At 62.4% G+C, this 16,373-nt stretch carries 8 protein-coding genes and 1 tRNA gene; 2 read left to right on the top strand and 7 right to left on the bottom strand.

Annotated features, from left to right (window positions below):
* Positions 1–56: 56 nt before the first annotated feature.
* Positions 57–132: transfer RNA gene (locus ASTEX_RS13515), tRNA-Thr, on the top strand.
* 206 nt (positions 133–338) lie between these two features.
* Here the strand turns inward: ASTEX_RS13515 and ASTEX_RS13510 are convergent.
* A complete protein-coding gene (locus ASTEX_RS13510) occupies positions 339–2,306 on the bottom strand; it encodes a glycoside hydrolase family 84 protein (RefSeq protein ID WP_013480194.1) in 1,968 nt (655 codons plus the stop codon).
* Between the two features lie 226 nt (positions 2,307–2,532).
* Positions 2,533–3,276, bottom strand: coding sequence for a GntR family transcriptional regulator (locus ASTEX_RS13505; RefSeq protein ID WP_013480193.1), 744 nt, complete (start codon positions 3,274–3,276; stop codon positions 2,533–2,535).
* Between the two features lie 372 nt (positions 3,277–3,648).
* Between ASTEX_RS13505 and ASTEX_RS13500 the strand changes: the two genes are divergently transcribed.
* Entirely contained in the window at positions 3,649–5,730 is a 2,082-nt protein-coding gene (locus ASTEX_RS13500; protein ID WP_013480192.1) for an alpha-L-fucosidase, read from the top strand.
* 17 nt (positions 5,731–5,747) lie between these two features.
* Here the strand turns inward: ASTEX_RS13500 and ASTEX_RS13495 are convergent, their stop codons facing one another.
* Genes ASTEX_RS13495 through ASTEX_RS13475 form a run of 5 tightly spaced genes read right to left on the bottom strand, consistent with a single transcriptional unit; the run spans position 5,748 to position 16,354 of the window.
* Entirely contained in the window at positions 5,748–8,156 is a 2,409-nt protein-coding gene (locus tag ASTEX_RS13495; protein ID WP_013480191.1) for a hypothetical protein, read from the bottom strand.
* Positions 8,156–10,444, bottom strand: a complete 2,289-nt coding sequence (locus ASTEX_RS13490; RefSeq protein WP_013480190.1) for a GH92 family glycosyl hydrolase — start codon at positions 10,442–10,444, stop codon at positions 8,156–8,158. The genes ASTEX_RS13495 and ASTEX_RS13490 overlap by 1 nt, the downstream gene beginning before the upstream one ends.
* Before the next feature lie 45 nt (positions 10,445–10,489).
* On the bottom strand, positions 10,490–11,920 hold the full coding sequence (locus ASTEX_RS13485; protein ID WP_013480189.1) for a glycoside hydrolase family 125 protein: 1,431 nt from the start codon (positions 11,918–11,920) through the stop codon (positions 10,490–10,492).
* A gap of 5 nt (positions 11,921–11,925) precedes the next feature.
* On the bottom strand, positions 11,926–13,767 hold the full coding sequence (locus ASTEX_RS13480) for a glycoside hydrolase family 35 protein (RefSeq protein ID WP_013480188.1): 1,842 nt from the start codon (positions 13,765–13,767) through the stop codon (positions 11,926–11,928).
* Between the two features lie 16 nt (positions 13,768–13,783).
* Positions 13,784–16,354 carry a glycoside hydrolase family 3 C-terminal domain-containing protein gene (locus ASTEX_RS13475; protein ID WP_245532570.1) on the bottom strand — a complete coding sequence of 857 codons (2,571 nt, stop codon included), beginning with the start codon at positions 16,352–16,354 and terminating at the stop codon, positions 13,784–13,786.
* Positions 16,355–16,373: the final 19 nt, after the last annotated feature.

Here is a 16,373-nt window from a genome sequence, read left to right as displayed (position 1 = left end):
ATGGCTCCCGGCATAAGGACGGCCCTGTCTGCGACAGACCTCATGACTCGCAGCGTGCCGGTTTAGCTCAGTTGGTAGAGCAGTTGTTTTGTAAACATCAGGTCGCGGGTTCGAATCCTGCAACCGGCACCATAACCTTCTCACAAATTCAGCGGTTTACGCACATACGCCAAAGAACACAGGCGGAACTTTTACTGGCGTGTGACGCGCCTCAGGCCATGGCCTTGGTGTGCGCTTCCTCCTCCTGAGAAAGTCTCCTAAGTAGCGGAGTGCCTTGGTGCGGGCGTCTCAACAACACAGCCTGCACGTCAGGGGCCGAGCTTATCTCATAGAACTGATCATTTCGCCTTTTCCGGCCAATAGATCAGCTTCGGGGCCTCATTGATAAATACATCCAGCACGCCATCGGCGATCCTGATCGGGCCTTCGGGGCGTGTGGCACCGGGTATGGTGCGCAGTTTTGACGCCTCGGCCGCCAGTCCTTGCGCCGCCGCAAAGCGATCCGCAGCCGTTTGGGCATCGGTGGCCTCAAGACCCTCCACGGTCAGGCGCAAAGCCTTGCCCCAAAAAGCAGTGGCCGCCAGCCACGGGGCCGCTTCCTCCACAAACCCTTTATCCGTAACCCCGGTGCGGATGCGGTCGGGCGCATTGGCGAGATCATCGGCCCGTTGCGACAGGGCGTTCAGCGCCACCTGCCGCTCGGCTATATCTGTCCCCGCCAACGCATCGCGCACGCGGTTGATGGCGGCCCTCAGTTGCGGGGCCTGCGCCTGCCACGGCTGATTGCCAAAGGTGGGCGCCAGATGCTGCGTATCGAAAAAGGTCAGAAGCGCCTGCGTCACCTGCGGATCATTCCTGGCCAGATCACGCGCCGCCGCCCGCCAGGTGCGTTCGGCGTCATAGCCCTGATCGTTCCACGCAAAGGCCACCAGCCCCGTCACCGCGGGGCGACTGGCCACCTCCTGATTCATCGGATTGGAGACGATGCCGCTCAGTTCCGCCGACAGGCCGGCCTCACGCCGCGCGTAAGGTGCCATCAGCAGACGACCAGCAGACTCACCGAAATCATTGACCGGATAATTGTCCCACAACAGCGTCTTGCGCCCGAAAGCCTTGGTGGCATTGCGCGCATCAGCCACCGAAATCGACGGGGGCACGGTGTCCGTCCCTGTCCACTGGATCACCACCCGTGGGTCGAGCGTCGCGGCCAGAGCGGTCTTATAGGGCGAGACCTTGGCATCGTAATATTCCGTCGGCACCATGATCAGTTCGCCGTGCCCACTGGCGGCCAGATCGGCCTGCACGGCGTTCAGGAGACTGGCCTGCGCCTTCGCCGCCGCCTCTTCACCCGAAGGTCCAAAGGCCGCTTCATCGGCCGTACAGTTCCATTTTTTATACTCGATATCATCGAGCGCCACATAGAAACTGCGCACCCCAACGCCGCGCAGGGCTGCGAACTTGGCACGAATATGCGCCAGATCGGCCGGGTCGCTGTAGCAGATGGACGGCCCCGGTGAGACGGCATAGACGAAGTTGACATGCTGCCGGTTGGCCTGCGCCACAAGGTTCCCCAGGTCCTTTAACGTCTCCGACGGATAGGGCTCGCGCCACTTGTCGCGCGCATAGATGTCATCCTTGGGGCTGTAGATATAGGTGTTGGCCTTCAGCCCCGACAGGAACTCAATGTGGGCGGCGCGCTGAGCCATGCTCCAGGGCTTGCCGTAGAAGCCTTCGATGGTGCCGCGCACCGGCATGGACGGATAGTCACTGATCGTCAGCGCCGGGAAGCGGCCCTGCGCCACAATCTGACGCAGACTCTGGGCGGCGTAATAGAGACCGTCGGCATCGGCACCCGCCAGCACGATCAGCGCCCCGGAGGCCTGCTGGCGCATCGTCAGCACATAGGACTCGGCGCGTGTGGGGGCTGTCGTGCCAGTGGCGTTGAGCGCGGCCTTGACCACGGCATCGTTGACCGTGCCGATCAGCGCATAGTCGCCCGCAAAGCGCTTGGGGAGGCGCTTTACCACACGAACCGTATCCACGCCCGCCGCCGTCAGAACGCGACGCACCAGCGCTTCGGTTTCGGCATCGACCTTATCACCACGTACCAGCAACAGCGACGTCCCCAGCTTGAGGTCCGGCCCGGTCAGGGTCAGGGATTGTGGCGTGGGATAGACCGCTGGTGCCGTGGCCACCGGTTGCGCCTGTGCAGTCACCCCTGCTGCACACAGTATGGGCGCGCTGACGGCGCACACAAACCAGCGTAAGGCCAGCCAGCGCGAACAACGGGTTGACTTCAATCCCATGGTCAGGTCCTTCAAAGGTAATACAGAGGTTCTATATAGGTATTAGGTATAGGCGAAAATTGCGCCTGTCCATAGCCCGCACCTTCACAATGCGGGATTCGGGATCGAAGATGCGTCTATCCTACCCTCCCGGCTAAGGGCACAGCCGCACGCAAGACGGCGGCGATTCGACGCCACCGCCGGATCGCTCTCAGAGACAAAAGACGTTTGGGATCAGAAAGCCGGATCAGCCCAGTTCGGCGATAACGTCGTAAGCTTCGCCGTGATAATAACACTGGCTGAATTCGACCGCCGTACCGTTGGACAGGAAGCCGCGACGTTCGATAAACAGGCCGCATTCCCCCGTTTGTACGCCCAGCAATTCCGAATGCGCCTCACTGAGGGGCGCAGCGCGCAGGCGTTGCAGGGCGCGCACCGGACGGCTGCCCGCTGCGGCCATGGCTTCGTAGAGCGATTCCTGCACCACATCGACCGAGGGCAGGAACTGCGCCGGGACGACGACGAACTCCAGACAGACGCGCACGCCGTCGGCGCAACGAATGCGGTGAAAGCGGTGGACCAGCGACCCCGGCGACAGACCGAGCGCCAGCGCCTCTTCGGGCGTGGTCATACTGGTGGTCTTTTTCAGCCAGATGCTTGATGGTTTATAGCCACGCGAGCGGATATCCTCGGAAAACGAGGTGAGAATGGCAAAATTCTTCTCAACTCGCGTAATCGAGGGCATGGACACGTAGGTGCCCGAACCCCGCGTGCGCGTCAGAAGCCCCTCTTCGACCAGCCCTTCGACGGCTTTACGCACGGTGATGCGCGATACGCCATAAAGCACGCACAACTCACGCTCAGGCGCAAGCGCCGCCCCCGGCTTCAGCTTACCTCCCGCGATCTCGTCGCGGATGGCATTGCGGATAAGCAGGTAGGCGTGGCCGCCATCATCTTTCAGAAAGGCAGAGCGCAGAGCTGACTCGTTCATGTCATATCCAGTCGTTTCCTACCCATTTCATGTGGGTCTTCTGGCTTTCAGTCAATTAGAAGTTTGCATTTTAAGTCTTTGCGCGTTGTCCCCACACGCAAAACGGAAATCGTATACGGTGGCGATATCAATCGCAGCCGAAACAGACAATACATATTAAATACATTTGCTTGCCAAAATCCTAAGGCCAATGACGATCGAAATCGCGGCGTTCACCCCCCTGATCTAACCCGCCTGTGCACCCGTTGACCATACGAATGCCTGTGTTTTCAGCATTAAAAGCAAAATAGGAAGCGTCTGACTTTAAGGCTTGCAATCAATCCCGGCTGAATTAGGATGTTACCAATTATGAACCAAAGAGGCAAATTGGCCATGATAATGGATCGTCGCACCCTGTCCCTGTCCGTTTTCGCTGGTCTGGTCGGCGGCCCGGCCCTGGCCCGCGCCCCCAAAGGCCCCACCCCCTTCGGCGCGACACCGTCGGTGCGTCAGTACGACTGGCAGCGGCTCGAAACCTACGGCTTCATGCACTACACCATGAACGCCTTTACAGACCGCGAATGGGGTTATGGCGATGAGCCCGTCAGCCTGTTCAACCCGACCGATTTCAGTGCCGACCAGATCGTTCTGGCTGCGAAAGGCGGTGGTCTGAAAGGCATTATCCTGACGGCCAAGCACCATGACGGCTTTTGCCTGTGGCCCAGCCGCTATACCGAGCACTCGGTCAAGTTCAGCCCTTACAAGAACGGCAAGGGCGACATTGTCGGCGAAATGGCCGAAGCCTGCCGCAAGCATGGTCTGAAGTTCGGCGTCTATCTGTCGCCCTGGGACCGCAACCACGCGGAATATGGCCGCCCGGCCTATGTCGAATACTATCACAATCAGCTCGAAGAACTGACCACGCAGTACGGCCCACTGTTTGAAGTGTGGTTCGACGGGGCCAATGGCGGTGACGGCTATTACGGTGGGGCGCGCGAACGGCGCAAGATCGACGCCCTCACCTATTACGGCTGGGACACGGTGCGCGCCATCGTGCGCAAAAACCAGCCGCACGCCGTCATGTTTGCCGATGAGCACATGGATGTGCGCTGGGTCGGCAATGAGCATGGTCAGGCCGGTGACCCCTGCTGGCCCACAGTCGATGAAACCCCCTACACCATGGCCAAGGGCAATGCCGGTGTGCGCGGCGGCAACATCTGGAACCCGGCGGAAACCAATACCTCGATCCGGCCCGGCTGGTTCTGGCACGCGGACGAAAGCCCGCGCACGCCGGCCAATCTGACGCGCGTCTACTTCGAGTCGGTCGGGCGCGGTACGACCCTGCTGCTCAATCTGGCCCCGGACCGCCGCGGCCGCGTACCCGATGCGGATGTGGCCTCGCTCAGCGGCTGGAAAGCCATTCTGGACAAGACCTTTGCCCGCAATCTGGCCACCGGAGCCAGGGTGACCGCCTCCTCGACCTATGGCGAGGGGTTCGATCCGGCGCAGGCCCTGAAAGCCAATGGCTTCTGGGCGGCGCGCACCTCGGACAAGGCCGGGGCGTGGATTCGCTTCGATCTGCCCAAGGCGCAGACCTTTGACGTCATCCGCACCGCCGAAGACATCCGCAAGGGCGTGCGCGTCGATGATTTCGCTATCGACATCCTCGAAAACGGCCGCTGGCGTACCCTGCAAACCCACACCTATATCGGCTATAAGCGCCTGACGCGCCTGTCCGCCCCCGTCACGACGCGCGCTGTACGTATCCGCATCCTCAAGGCGGCTGCCTCGCCGGTTCTTGGCGATTTCGGCCTGTTCCTGATGCCACCTGTGCTGGAAGAACCGGTCATCAAACGCGACCGTGCCGGGCTGGTCAGTCTCAGTGCCGCCGAAAGCGATGTCCGCCTGTTCTACACCCTGGATGGCAGCGCGCCGACGACCGCTTCGACGCCGTTCAGCGCCCCCTTCCCCCTGCCCGAAGGCGGTCAGGTGCGGGCCGTGGCCTTCAGCCCGGCGCGTAAAGTGCTAAGCGCGGCCTCGGTCGCGCTGTTCGATGTGGCCCCGGTCGGCTGGCGCACGGTCTCGGCCAGCAGCGAGACGCCGAACGCGCTGCTCGATGGTAAGGGCTTTGTCGGACGCAAGGGCCAACCCGCTGAACTGATCCTTGATCTGGGCAAGGTCTATGACCTCAAGGGCTTTACCCTAACACCCGGCGTTCAGGACATCTATCTGGACGTGAACACGGTGGCCCAGATGGGGGCGCCGGCGGGTTACATCGCCTCTGTCAGCCTTGACGGTCAAACCTTTGCACCCGCAGGCGAAGGCGAATTCTCCAACATCGCCAATAGCCGCAGCGAACAGCGCATCCGCTTCGATGCGCCGCATAAGGGGCGTTACCTGAAACTGGTTCTGCCGCGCGCTGTACAGGACAAGCCGACCGTAGCCTTCAGCGGCGTAGGCGTTATTACGCGGTAACGGACGGCGCAGGCGGCTTATCGCGGATAGAGCCAGACCTGCGCCACCTGCCGTCCGCGTCCGGAACCGCCCAGCCCTTCCGGGCGAAACCACTTGAGGCTAAGGCGACCTGTGGCCGTGACCTCTGGCGGCAGATCCAGTTCTACCGTTTCCGGATTGCTGCGGCGGGTGCGGGCCGCGTGTAGGGTCGCCGTATCATTGGCCACAAGCGTCAGCGGCAGGGCATAGTCTTCGCCAGCATAGACCACCTTCAAGCGATAGGCGCGCGCACGATCAAGCCCCTCATAACGCAACTCCAGCGGTGTTTCGTACAGCGCCTCGGCATAGGTGATCCACGCCAGCCGCCAGCCATCATCCGGCGTGCGGTCGGCAATGCTGTCTATGGCCCCCGCCATGCGCTGCGGGTCGTCGGCCCAGTCGCCCCCCCGCACCAGATGTGGTGAGGCCTGCGGATCACCCAGATCATCGTAAAACCCGCCGGGTGGCGGTGTATCCCGGCGTAAAAGCGCCTCCAGACGTTCAGCGCGCGCGGATTCGGGCAGAGCTTCGATCTCAGCCAGCTGCCGGGTCAGCCACGCCCGGTCGTTCAGCGACACCTCAAGCCGGTCGAGATTGGCCCCGCGCTCCCAGTTGGACGCCCCATAAAGCCGCACGCTCAGTTGCAGACCGATGCCCTCATACAGCCGTCCGGCCAGTGCCTGAATCTCTGTGCGGAGGGCCAGAGTGTCTGCATCGTCAGGGGTCGCCAGCGCAACACGCGCCGCCTGAAAGTCATTTTTAAACAGCGACTTATAGGCTTCATCTTCACGCTGCGTCTCCGCCACAGCGCGCCGCTGCACATAGGCGTCATAGAGGGCACGATAGGCCAGCATGTCGTACCGCCAGTTATCGCGTCGCGGTAAGGTCCTCAGCGTCATCAGGGTGCGCGAGATGTCGCGGTTTCGGCGCAACGGCCCACGCCAGTTGCGCTCCAGACCTTCCAGCACCGCCCCGAACCGCGCGTCCCCCAGAAAATAGCGCCCATAATCCGCCGCTATGGTGGCGGGCGTTTGCGCACGATCCATTCCGAAACCCACCCACAACATCTTGTTCACATCGTCCGTCACGCCTTCGGAATAGGTGACAAAGCCCTCAAAATCAGCGGCGAAATGGCGGTAGATATGGCCTTGGGCCTGCGGTTGCGGGTTGATGGGTTCGCGGCCTTCGGTGAGGGCGAAGGCCGCATCAAAGCCCGGCACCGGGAACTGCGCGTGCAGGGTATGGGCGATGTCCGGATAGAAAAGCACCTTGTACCGCGCCGGAATGCGGGCCCGCTGCACCGACACGGTGTCGCGCGACTGCGGCCCGACAAAGACACCGGTCAACCATGGATTTTCTTCTGCCATCAGGGCGTAGAAACGCTCATACTGCGCGCGGTCAAAGCCTTGCGCCGACACCCACACCGTCGCCTTCGGGTGATAGCGGCGCAGGATCGCCGCCTCATCACGGATCAGGGGGAACAGGATATCCGGTTGGGTATGGCCGGGGTCGCCACCGGGAATGAACAGACTGCTTATGTACGGTGTGGCGCGCACCAGTGCCTCAAAGCGTTTAAGCTCCGTCGCTCTTTGCGCCGGGTCGCCATAGTCGGCCATCATCTGCGGGTAATAGAGGTGAAAATCGACGCCATAACGCTCCGTAAGCCGCGACACCCCGATCAGGGTGTCCAGCGCCGGTGCCGGAAACAGCGGGCTTTCGGCGGCGTCGTCTGAAATGGGCGCGATCCATTGCAGGCCATTGGTGCCGAACACGATAAGGTCGCGCAGGTGGCGCTCAAACACAGGCAGCGTAAAAGCATCATAACTGTTGTTCTTGAAACGGTAGCCGATCTGATGCGCGCGAATGGCCTTGTCAGGCACTACATAGAGCGGCAGGCCGCGCACCCGCCCCTCTAGATCATTATGATTTCTCATGGAAACATAATGATCTGGATTTTTGTTTAGCCCCTCGCCGGGCGGTGGCTGCGCCACCTTGGCCGCCGCCTCAATGGCGGCATGAACGGAATGATTCCGGTAGAAATCATTCCGCTCTAGCGCCTTGCGCAGCACATGGCCCATACCGAACATCAGGCCGCGATCATCGTCACCGGCGATGATCAGCCAGTTGTCTTTGGAAAACAAGGCATAGGCTTCCGGGCGCGCGGCCGGCAGGGTGCGGCTCCAGTCCTGCCACGCAGCACGCACCTTGGGCGGCAAAAGTGCCGCCACCTGCGACCGCTGCGCCAGCACCACCTGCCCTTTTAAGGCACCCAGCGCCGGCTCCTCCCGGAACCACGCCGTCGTGGTCTGCGCCTGCGGGCTGGCGTCCGGCGCGGTGATCAGGTTGGCCGCGACTGCCTGTGACGCCGACAGGCACAGCCACACACACAAGCAAAGTAAGCGTCGCATCACACGAAGGACGGCGGGCGGTCAGCCAGCCGCGCCCCGAAGGCCGGGTTGGGCGTGGCGCTCATCAGGAAGCGCAGTTCGCCACCGCGCATCAGGGTATCGTGGGCAATCCACGACCGGCTCCACGCCTTACCATTCAGGCGCACGCCGCTGACATAAACCTTATCCGGCCCGTTGCCTTCGGCGACAATACTCAGATGCCGCCCGTTACCGAGCGCAAGGCGGGCGCGATTGACCAGAGGCGAGCCGAACACATAGACACCGCTGACCGGATCAACCGTATATAGCCCCAGCGCGCTCAGCACGTACCAGGCGCTCATCTGGCCGCAATCCTCATTGCCCTCCAGCCCGTTAGGCTCAGCGCGGTACATGGCCTTCATCAGCATCCGCACACGCGACTGCGTCTTCGGCAGGGCCCCGGCATAGGCATAGAGATAGGCGACGTGATGGCTGGGCTCATTGCCGTGCGCGTACTGCCCGACCAGCCCGCTGATGTCGTCCAGCGAGCCGTGATCAAGGTCAGACGGCGCATTAAATAGCGCATCCAGCTTGGCCTCAAATGCCTTCTCGCCGCCGAACATCCGCATATAGCCGTAGAGGTCGTGCTGATTGAGGAAGGTCGCCTGCCAGCCATTGGTTTCCGTGTAGTCGCGCCAGCGCTTCTGATCGTGGCCCAGAGACTGCGGGAAATAAGGCGTCACCCAGGAACCATCGGCCTTTTTGCCGCGCATAAAGTGGATGTAGAAGTCAAAGAGATTACGATAATTTCTTGAACGTTCACGCAATTTGCGTGCATCCTCATGCGCGCCTACCGCCGCCGCCAGCTTAGAGGCGCACCAGTCGCTATAGGCGAACTCCAGCGTGCGCGACACGGACTCATCGACCTTGTCCGCCGGGATATAACCCAGTTGGCGATAGAGGCCAAAGCCGTGCACATCGTCATCGAAGGCGCGCTTGCGGATCACCTTATAGGCGGCCTTATAGTCCACGCCGGGCACGCCCTTGACGCAGGCTTCGGCCAGAACGGCGGCGCTGTGGTAACCGATCATGGTGTCGGTTTCGCGCCCCTGAAGCGGCCAGATGGGCGCGCCCGCCGGGTTTTCCTGCCCCATGCGCGCCAGACCGCCGATCATACCGGGCAAGCGCGGCCCTTGGGTAAGCGTGTAGAGCGGGTGCGCGGCGCGATAGGTGTCCCACAGGCTGTAGGTCGAATAGTTCTCTTCGCCGGGTTTCAGGAGGTGCACCTGATTGTCCATGCCGCGATAGCGCCGATCGATGTCGGAAAACAGGGTCGGCGCCAGCAGGCTGTGGTAATGGGCCGTATAGAAGACCTTACGGTCACCGGGGTCGCTGAGGTCCACGCGGATGCGCGACAGTTCGTCCTGCCACGCCAGATGCGCCGCCCGCCGCGTGCCCTCGAAATCAAAGCCCGGCTGTTCGGCCTCAAGGTTTTTCAGCGCACCCTCTATGTCGACAGCCGAAATCCCCACCTTGACCAGCAGCGGCGCCGATCCGGCCTCGTCGAAATGCAGCGCGCATTTCAGCTTACCACCGGCAACCTCCGTGCCGCTGACGGAGGCGTCGTTCTGATAAAGTTCGGCGCGGCTGAACGGCCGCGACAGTTTCAGGGCGAAGAATATCCAGCGCCCACCCGCCCACATGAAGACCTGACGCCCACCCACCAGCGTGTCATTGCCAATCAGACGCAGACTTGTGTTATCGAGCTTGGTCGCTGGTGATTTTTCCCACCAGTTGCGCTGCCCATGCGCCCAGTCGATCAGCAGGTGACCGGCCTCCCCCGCTGGAAAGACATAGCGATGCAAGCCGGTGCGCAAGGTGGCCGTCAGTTCGGCGCGCACGCGGCTGTCGGTCAGGGTGACGGCGTAGTAACCGGGGCTGGCCACTTCTTCGGTATAGCGCGAGCGGTAACTGCCTTCGATCTGGCCCGGTTCGCCGGGATTGAGCACCACCGGCCCGGTGCGCGGCGTCACCAGACAGTCGAGCATGTCCGCGCAGCCCGTCCCCGAAAGGTGGGTGTGCGAAAAGCCCATGATCGAGCCGTCCTTGACGTGATAGCCGGAACAGGAATCCCAGCCATTATTGCTGGTGTCCGGCGACAACTGCACCATGCCGAACGGCAGGGTCGCGCCCGGATAGGTGTGGCCGTGGCCGCCCGTGCCGATAAAGGGATCGACATGGGCGCACAGGTCATCTTCGGCGGCCAGAGACTGAACCGGCAGGACAGAAGCCACCGAGGCGGCCCCCAGAAGCGAACGGCGATTGATCATCGAAAGGCACTCCATAGTCGCGGGGTATCGCGGCAAATCACAAGGTCACAGAAGGTCGGGGGCAGTCCGCATCAGGGTCAGCACCGTCTCTCCGAACAGGCTGTTGGCCCAGGCAAACCATGAGCGGGTGAAATGACCGGCGTCATCCTTATGCACCGACTCATTGACGAAGCCGCGCGGGGCCGAGGCCCGCAAAATCCCCTCAAGGCAGGCGCGTTGCTCCGCCTTGTCCTGCGTGGTCAGTATCTGCATCATCAGGGCGATGGGCCACACCGTCTCAGGTTCCGAATGCGGGCTGCCGACACCGGACAGGACCTTGCCTTCGAAATAGTAGGGGTTGCGACGGCTCAACACCGCGCGTCGGGTGCGTTGATAGAGCGGATCGTCGATCCGACAGGCCCCCAGATAGGGCAGGCTGAGAAGGCTCGGCACATTGGCGTCGTCCATGAACAGGCCATTGCCGAAGCCATCGACCTCATAGGCCCACATGTCGCCACCGTCCGGCGCGCTGAGGCGGCCATAGGCGTTCAGGGCGTCACTGACCTCCTGCGCCAGCGCCAGACAGGACTGCGCAAACGCCGTCCCCAACCCTGTCGGCTCGGCCAGTTCCGCCAATTGCCGCAGGCTCACGACCGCGAAATGATTGGCCGGGATGAGGAAGGGATAGAGGCAGGCATCGTCGGACGGGCGGAAGCCGGAATGGATCAAACCGACCTTGCGTGTCGGGGCCCCGTAGCCGCGGGCAAGCGTCTCGGTGGGTTCGGATGCCGTGCGCTGAAAGCGGTAAGGACCATTATTCTCTTTGCGCTGCTGCACGCGGAAAGTATCGACCACCGTGTGCATGGCGGCGCGCCAGGTGTCGTCAAAAGCGCTGACATCCCCGGTCTGACGCCAGTACAGGTAGGACAGGCGCACCGGATAGCACAGCGAGTCGATTTCCCATTTGCGCTCGGCTACGCCCGGCTTCATGTCGGTAAAGTCGGTCTGCGACCACGAAAGGTTGGTGCGCGCCTTGGGGTCGTGCATATAGGCATTGGCATAGGGGTCGATCAGAATGCAGCGCGACTGACGATGTATCAGACCGACAAACAGGCGTTGCAGCGCCTTGTCCTCCGTAACCAGCGGCAGATAGGGCGTCACCTGCGCCGAGGAATCGCGCAGCCACAGGGCTTTGATATCGCCGGTAATGACGAAGGTGTCGGGCTTACCATCGACCTCCCCCAGTTCGACCGTTGTATCGAGCGTGTTGGGATAGGCATTTTCAAACAGCCGCGCCAGAGCCGGATTACGGATAGCACGCCGGGCCCTGGCGATGGTGGCTTCGACCGCCGCCGAGCGGAAACCGCGCTGTTGCGGCGGCAGCCGCAGGCCGGACGCCACCTGTGGCGACATGGGCGGAATCTCGGCCAAAGCGGGCGTCGCCAATGCCGCGAAGCTGGTGGCCCCCAAAGCGGTCAGGAATTGTCTGCGTTGCATGGCCCCTATCCCTTCACCAGACCCGGCAGGTCCCAGATCTGCGATCCCGAACCGGCCAGTGAGCGTTCGCCCTGATCATGGAGATCAAGCACCACCACCTCATTGACACCCCTCTTGAGATAGGGGGCCGGGACGAAGACGGCGCGCTGCGGCCCAACGGACCAGTAGCGGCCCAGATTGTGGCCATTGACCCAGACATAGCCCTTGCCCCAGCCGCGCAGGTCAAGGAAGGTGAAGCCCGCCTCTGAGGTTTCAAACGTGCCGCGATAAAAGGCCGGGCCATTAACGCGCTGCCGCTTGAAGCGCAAGACGCTCAGGTCATCGAGCGGCACGCCCTGATGCGTCCAGCCGGTGAGCGGCTTGCCGTTCAGGGTCACCGGCCCGATCAGCCCCTTCTGATCCTTGCCGATCTGATCGCCATAGTTGACGTGGCCCATAGCGTCGATCAGCAGGTCGAGCGTATCCCCAGCCTTCAGCGACACCTCAATCTCGGTCTCTTTCAGGCGGCGATCCAGCGTTCCGAAGCGCGTCTGACCGGCGCTGACGAGGGCATAGTCGCGCACATCAGCCATTTTCAGATGGCCGGAAACAGCCGTCTTGGCCGCGTGGCGATACAGCATCAGGCCATGATTTTGCCCCATCTGCTCAAAGGTTTTGGGTTGCGGGTGGCTGGTCCCCTTCGGGTAGAGTTGCGACAGGGGCGCGGTTTCACGCAGGGCGAAGCGCTCAATTTTGAGGGCCTTTTCCGGTTCCGGCAAAGCGGTGAAACGCTCCGGCGGCAGGTAGCGACGGAACAGCTCGCGCGCCGCCTCGTATTTCGGCGTGACGCGCCCGGCCTCATCCAGCATGGCGTCGTAATCATAGCTCGAAATATCCGGCTGATAGCCGTGGGTCTTGTGGAAGTTGGCCCCGGCGTCAAAGGCAAACGAGGTGCCTCCGTGCAGCATATAAAAGGAGAAGCTGATGCGGTTATCGAGCATCCATTTGAGGCTCTCCATCAGAGGCGAGATTTCCATATTGGAATGCACCTCACCGAAGTGGTCGAACCAGCCGCCCCACAGCTCGGTACACATGCGCGGGCCCTTGGTCTTGAACTTGGCATAGCGCGCAAACTCGCCTTCCGCCTTGTCATAGGTGCCGAAATTGATGCCGTTAAACAGCTCCGGCAAGGCGCCGTTCTCGATGACCGCCGCCCCATCGACCGTATAAAGCTGACCGCTGAAACCGGCGGCGCGCACCTGATCGCGGACGGCGCGCATATAGTTGAGATCGTTGCCGTAGGAGCCGTATTCGTTCTCGATCTGCGTCATCAGGACCGGGCCGCCCTTGTCGATCTCAAGGTGCGCCACCTCCTGCCCCAGCCGCTTCAGCCACTGCCCTGACGGGCCCATATAGCGCGGATCGAGCGAACGCGGGCGGATGTCCGGGTCATTGAGGAACCAGGCCGGATAGCCGCCATTGTCCCATTCAGCACAGGCATAGGGGCCGGGCCGCAACAGGACGTGCAGCCCCTCTTCCTGCGCCATCTTCACCCATGCGGCGACATCGAGATTGCCGCTGAAATCATAGACGCCGGGCTTTTTCTCATGCGCGCTCCAGAAGGTGTAGGTCGAGAGCGTGTTCAGCCCCAGCGCCTTCAGCTTACGCAGACGATCACGCCACAGTTCGCGCGGGATGCGTGGATAGTGCATCTCACCCGCCATCAGGTGCAGAGGCTGTCCGTCCAGCAGGAACTGATCGTCCTTTATCGTAAAGCGCGACGGGGCCGCGCTGGCGTCACCGGCTGAAAAACCGAGCGTTACCGCCGAAGCGGCCAGCCCACCGAGAATCTGTCTGCGATCCATCATGGAGTCTTTTCCTGTCTTATTTCGGCAGCGCCATCTGACCGGTAATTGAAAAATCGGCGTTGAGGGTCGGGGCAAAGCCGGGCTGACCGCCGCCAACCGACAGGCCATAGGCCCCCGCCCGGATGGCGCGCTCCCCCTCAAGCGTGACCGTGCTGAGGTCGCGCGGGTCAATCGTCATGACGACCGTCCGGCTTTCACCCGCCTTGAGGCTGACGCGCGCGAAGGCCGCCAGCGAGGCGTTCAGACCGAAGGTATCGGGCCGTTTGACATAAAGCTGCACCACCTCGTCACCCGCGCGTTGCCCGTTGTTGCGCACGCGCACGCTGACGCGCAGCGGCTGACCCGCCGTCAATGTGGACGTATCGAGTTTCAGATCGCTATAGCTGAACTGTGTGTAGGACAGGCCGTGGCCGAACGGATAGAGCGGCTTGCCCTTGAAATAGCGATAGGTGCGCCCTTCCATGCGATAGTCGATAAACGGCGGCAAATCCTGCACCGAGCGGTAGAAGGTCACGGGCAGACGACCCGACGGGTTAGCTTCCCCGGTCAGGGTGCGGGCAATGGCCGTACCCCCCGCCTCGCCCGGATACCAAGCCGCCACCACGGCATCGGCATGGGCGTCGGCCCAGTTGAGCGCCACAGCCGAACCAGACAGCAGGACCACGACCAGCGGCTTACCCGTCGCTTTGACCGCTTTCAACAGGTCCTCCTGCGTGCGCGGCAGGCCGAGGTCAGTGCGATCCCCACGGTCAAAGCCCGGCACCAGAATTTGAAGTTCTTCGCCTTCGATGTCGGGCGACAGGCCGACAAAGGCGACAATGGCATCGGCGGCCTGCGCGGCCTTGACCGCTTCGTCGATCTGCGGCTGCGCCGGGGCGATCCATTGCAGGCGCACGCCCCAGTCGCCACCCACATGGCGGTACTCAAGGCGCAGGCGGCGCGCGGCGGCGCTGTCGAAGGTCAGTTCAGTCTCCAGCGACTTGCCGTCGCCCGTATCGACGATGACCGGCTTGTCGTCCAGATAAAGGCGAACCTCATCGTGCTGGTGGCTCTCGCAGGACCAGCAGCGATCCACAAAGACCTTAAGGCGATAGGTACCCGCCGCCGGGGGCACAATCTGACCGCTCCAGCGAATACTGTAAGGCCCGTCTTTCAGGGCCTTGACCGGCATCCGGTTCATGAATTCCAGATTCACGGTACGCTCGGTGCGGGTTTCTACCGGCGCACCGGCGAAGTCAGCATTGGCGTAGTAGCTGGCCGTTAGGCCCGACAGGCCTTCGGGCGTGCGTAGCGCGGTTTCCGGCACAGTGGTCGGCACCCCTTCGGCGAGGGTCGCACCCTGTGCATAGAGGACCTTTGCCGCCCCCAGTTGCGCCCGCAATCCGGTCAGCGGCGTCACCGGCTGGCGCGCTATGCCATTGTAATTGCCGCGCAGCGTCTCCTCCGTATCAGCATTGGGGCCGATCACCGCCACGGTCTGCCCCGGCTTGAGCGGCAGGACGCCGTTGTTTTTAAGCAAGACCAGCGACTGTTCCGCCGCCTGTAGCGCCAATCCTTGCGCTTGCGGCGTATTGATCGCCTCCGGGCTGATCCTCGCCCAAGGGCTCGGCGCGCCGTCGATCCCCAGACGCTTGCGCACATCCAGCAGACGGTTCAGCGACTGATCCATCAGGGATTCGGGGATCAGACCCTTCTGAACGGCTTCGGGCAGGGCCGCATAGGCATTGCCGCAGTTGAGATCGACACCGGCCTTCAGGCTTTCGGCCGAGGATTCGGCGTCATTGAGGCGATAAAAGTGAAAGCGCGTCATGTCGTAGATGGCGTCGCAATCGGTGACGACATAGCCCTTAAAGCCCCATGCCTCGCGCACATAGGTCTTAAGCAACAGGTCCGAGGCACAGGCCGGGACGCCACCTACGGCATTATAGGCGCACATGACCGACTGCGCTTTTGTGGTCATCACGGAATAACGGAAGGCCGGCAGATAGGTCATTTCCAGATCATAGGGCGACACCGAGGCGGCAAAACCATGCCGCCCGGCCTCAGGCCCCGAATGCACGGCCAGATGCTTGACCGAAGCCACGACCTTGGGGTGCTGCGGGTCCGGCCCCTGAAGCCCGGTAACGAAGCCTTCGGCCAGACGGCTGGTCAGGAAGGGGTCTTCGCCATAGGTCTCCTGCCCCCGGCCCCAACGCGGATCGCGGAAGATGTTGATATTGGGTGACCACAGGGTCAGGCCGTAATAGCGCTGGTGATCGCCCGCCGGATCGGTCGAATTGAACTTGGCGCGCGCCTCGGTCGAAACCACATCCCCCACCTGTTTCAGCAGGGCCGGGTTCCAGGTGGCCGCCAGTCCGATGGCCTGCGGAAAGACAGTCGCTTCGCCAGCCCGCGCCACGCCGTGCAGGCCTTCGTTCCACCATTCGTAGGCGGTCAGGCCCGCCGACGGCAGGTCTGGGGCGCGGTTCTGCATCTGCGCCGCCTTCTGTTCGACCGTCATACGGGCAATGCGCGGGTCCATGGGTGGCTCAGCGGTTTGCGCCAGTGCCACCCCTACGGACAGGGCGCTGAGGCTCGCGGTCAGCAACAAGGGTTTCAAACGGGGA

It is taken from the genome of Asticcacaulis excentricus CB 48, assembly GCF_000175215.2.
Lineage (GTDB): Bacteria > Pseudomonadota > Alphaproteobacteria > Caulobacterales > Caulobacteraceae > Asticcacaulis > Asticcacaulis excentricus.
This window is presented reverse-complemented; position numbering and strand designations above follow the sequence as displayed.

Coding starts and splice junctions, on each gene's coding strand:
- ASTEX_RS13500 (WP_013480192.1), top strand. CDS start 3,649: ATGATAATGGATCGTCGCACCCTGTCCCTGTCCGTTTTCGCTGGTCTG.
- ASTEX_RS13495 (WP_013480191.1), bottom strand. CDS start 8,156: ATGCGACGCTTACTTTGCTTGTGTGTGTGGCTGTGCCTGTCGGCGTCA.
- ASTEX_RS13505 (WP_013480193.1), bottom strand. CDS start 3,276: ATGAACGAGTCAGCTCTGCGCTCTGCCTTTCTGAAAGATGATGGCGGC.
- ASTEX_RS13485 (WP_013480189.1), bottom strand. CDS start 11,920: ATGCAACGCAGACAATTCCTGACCGCTTTGGGGGCCACCAGCTTCGCG.
- ASTEX_RS13510 (WP_013480194.1), bottom strand. CDS start 2,306: ATGGGATTGAAGTCAACCCGTTGTTCGCGCTGGCTGGCCTTACGCTGG.
- ASTEX_RS13480 (WP_013480188.1), bottom strand. CDS start 13,767: ATGATGGATCGCAGACAGATTCTCGGTGGGCTGGCCGCTTCGGCGGTA.
- ASTEX_RS13490 (WP_013480190.1), bottom strand. CDS start 10,444: ATGATCAATCGCCGTTCGCTTCTGGGGGCCGCCTCGGTGGCTTCTGTC.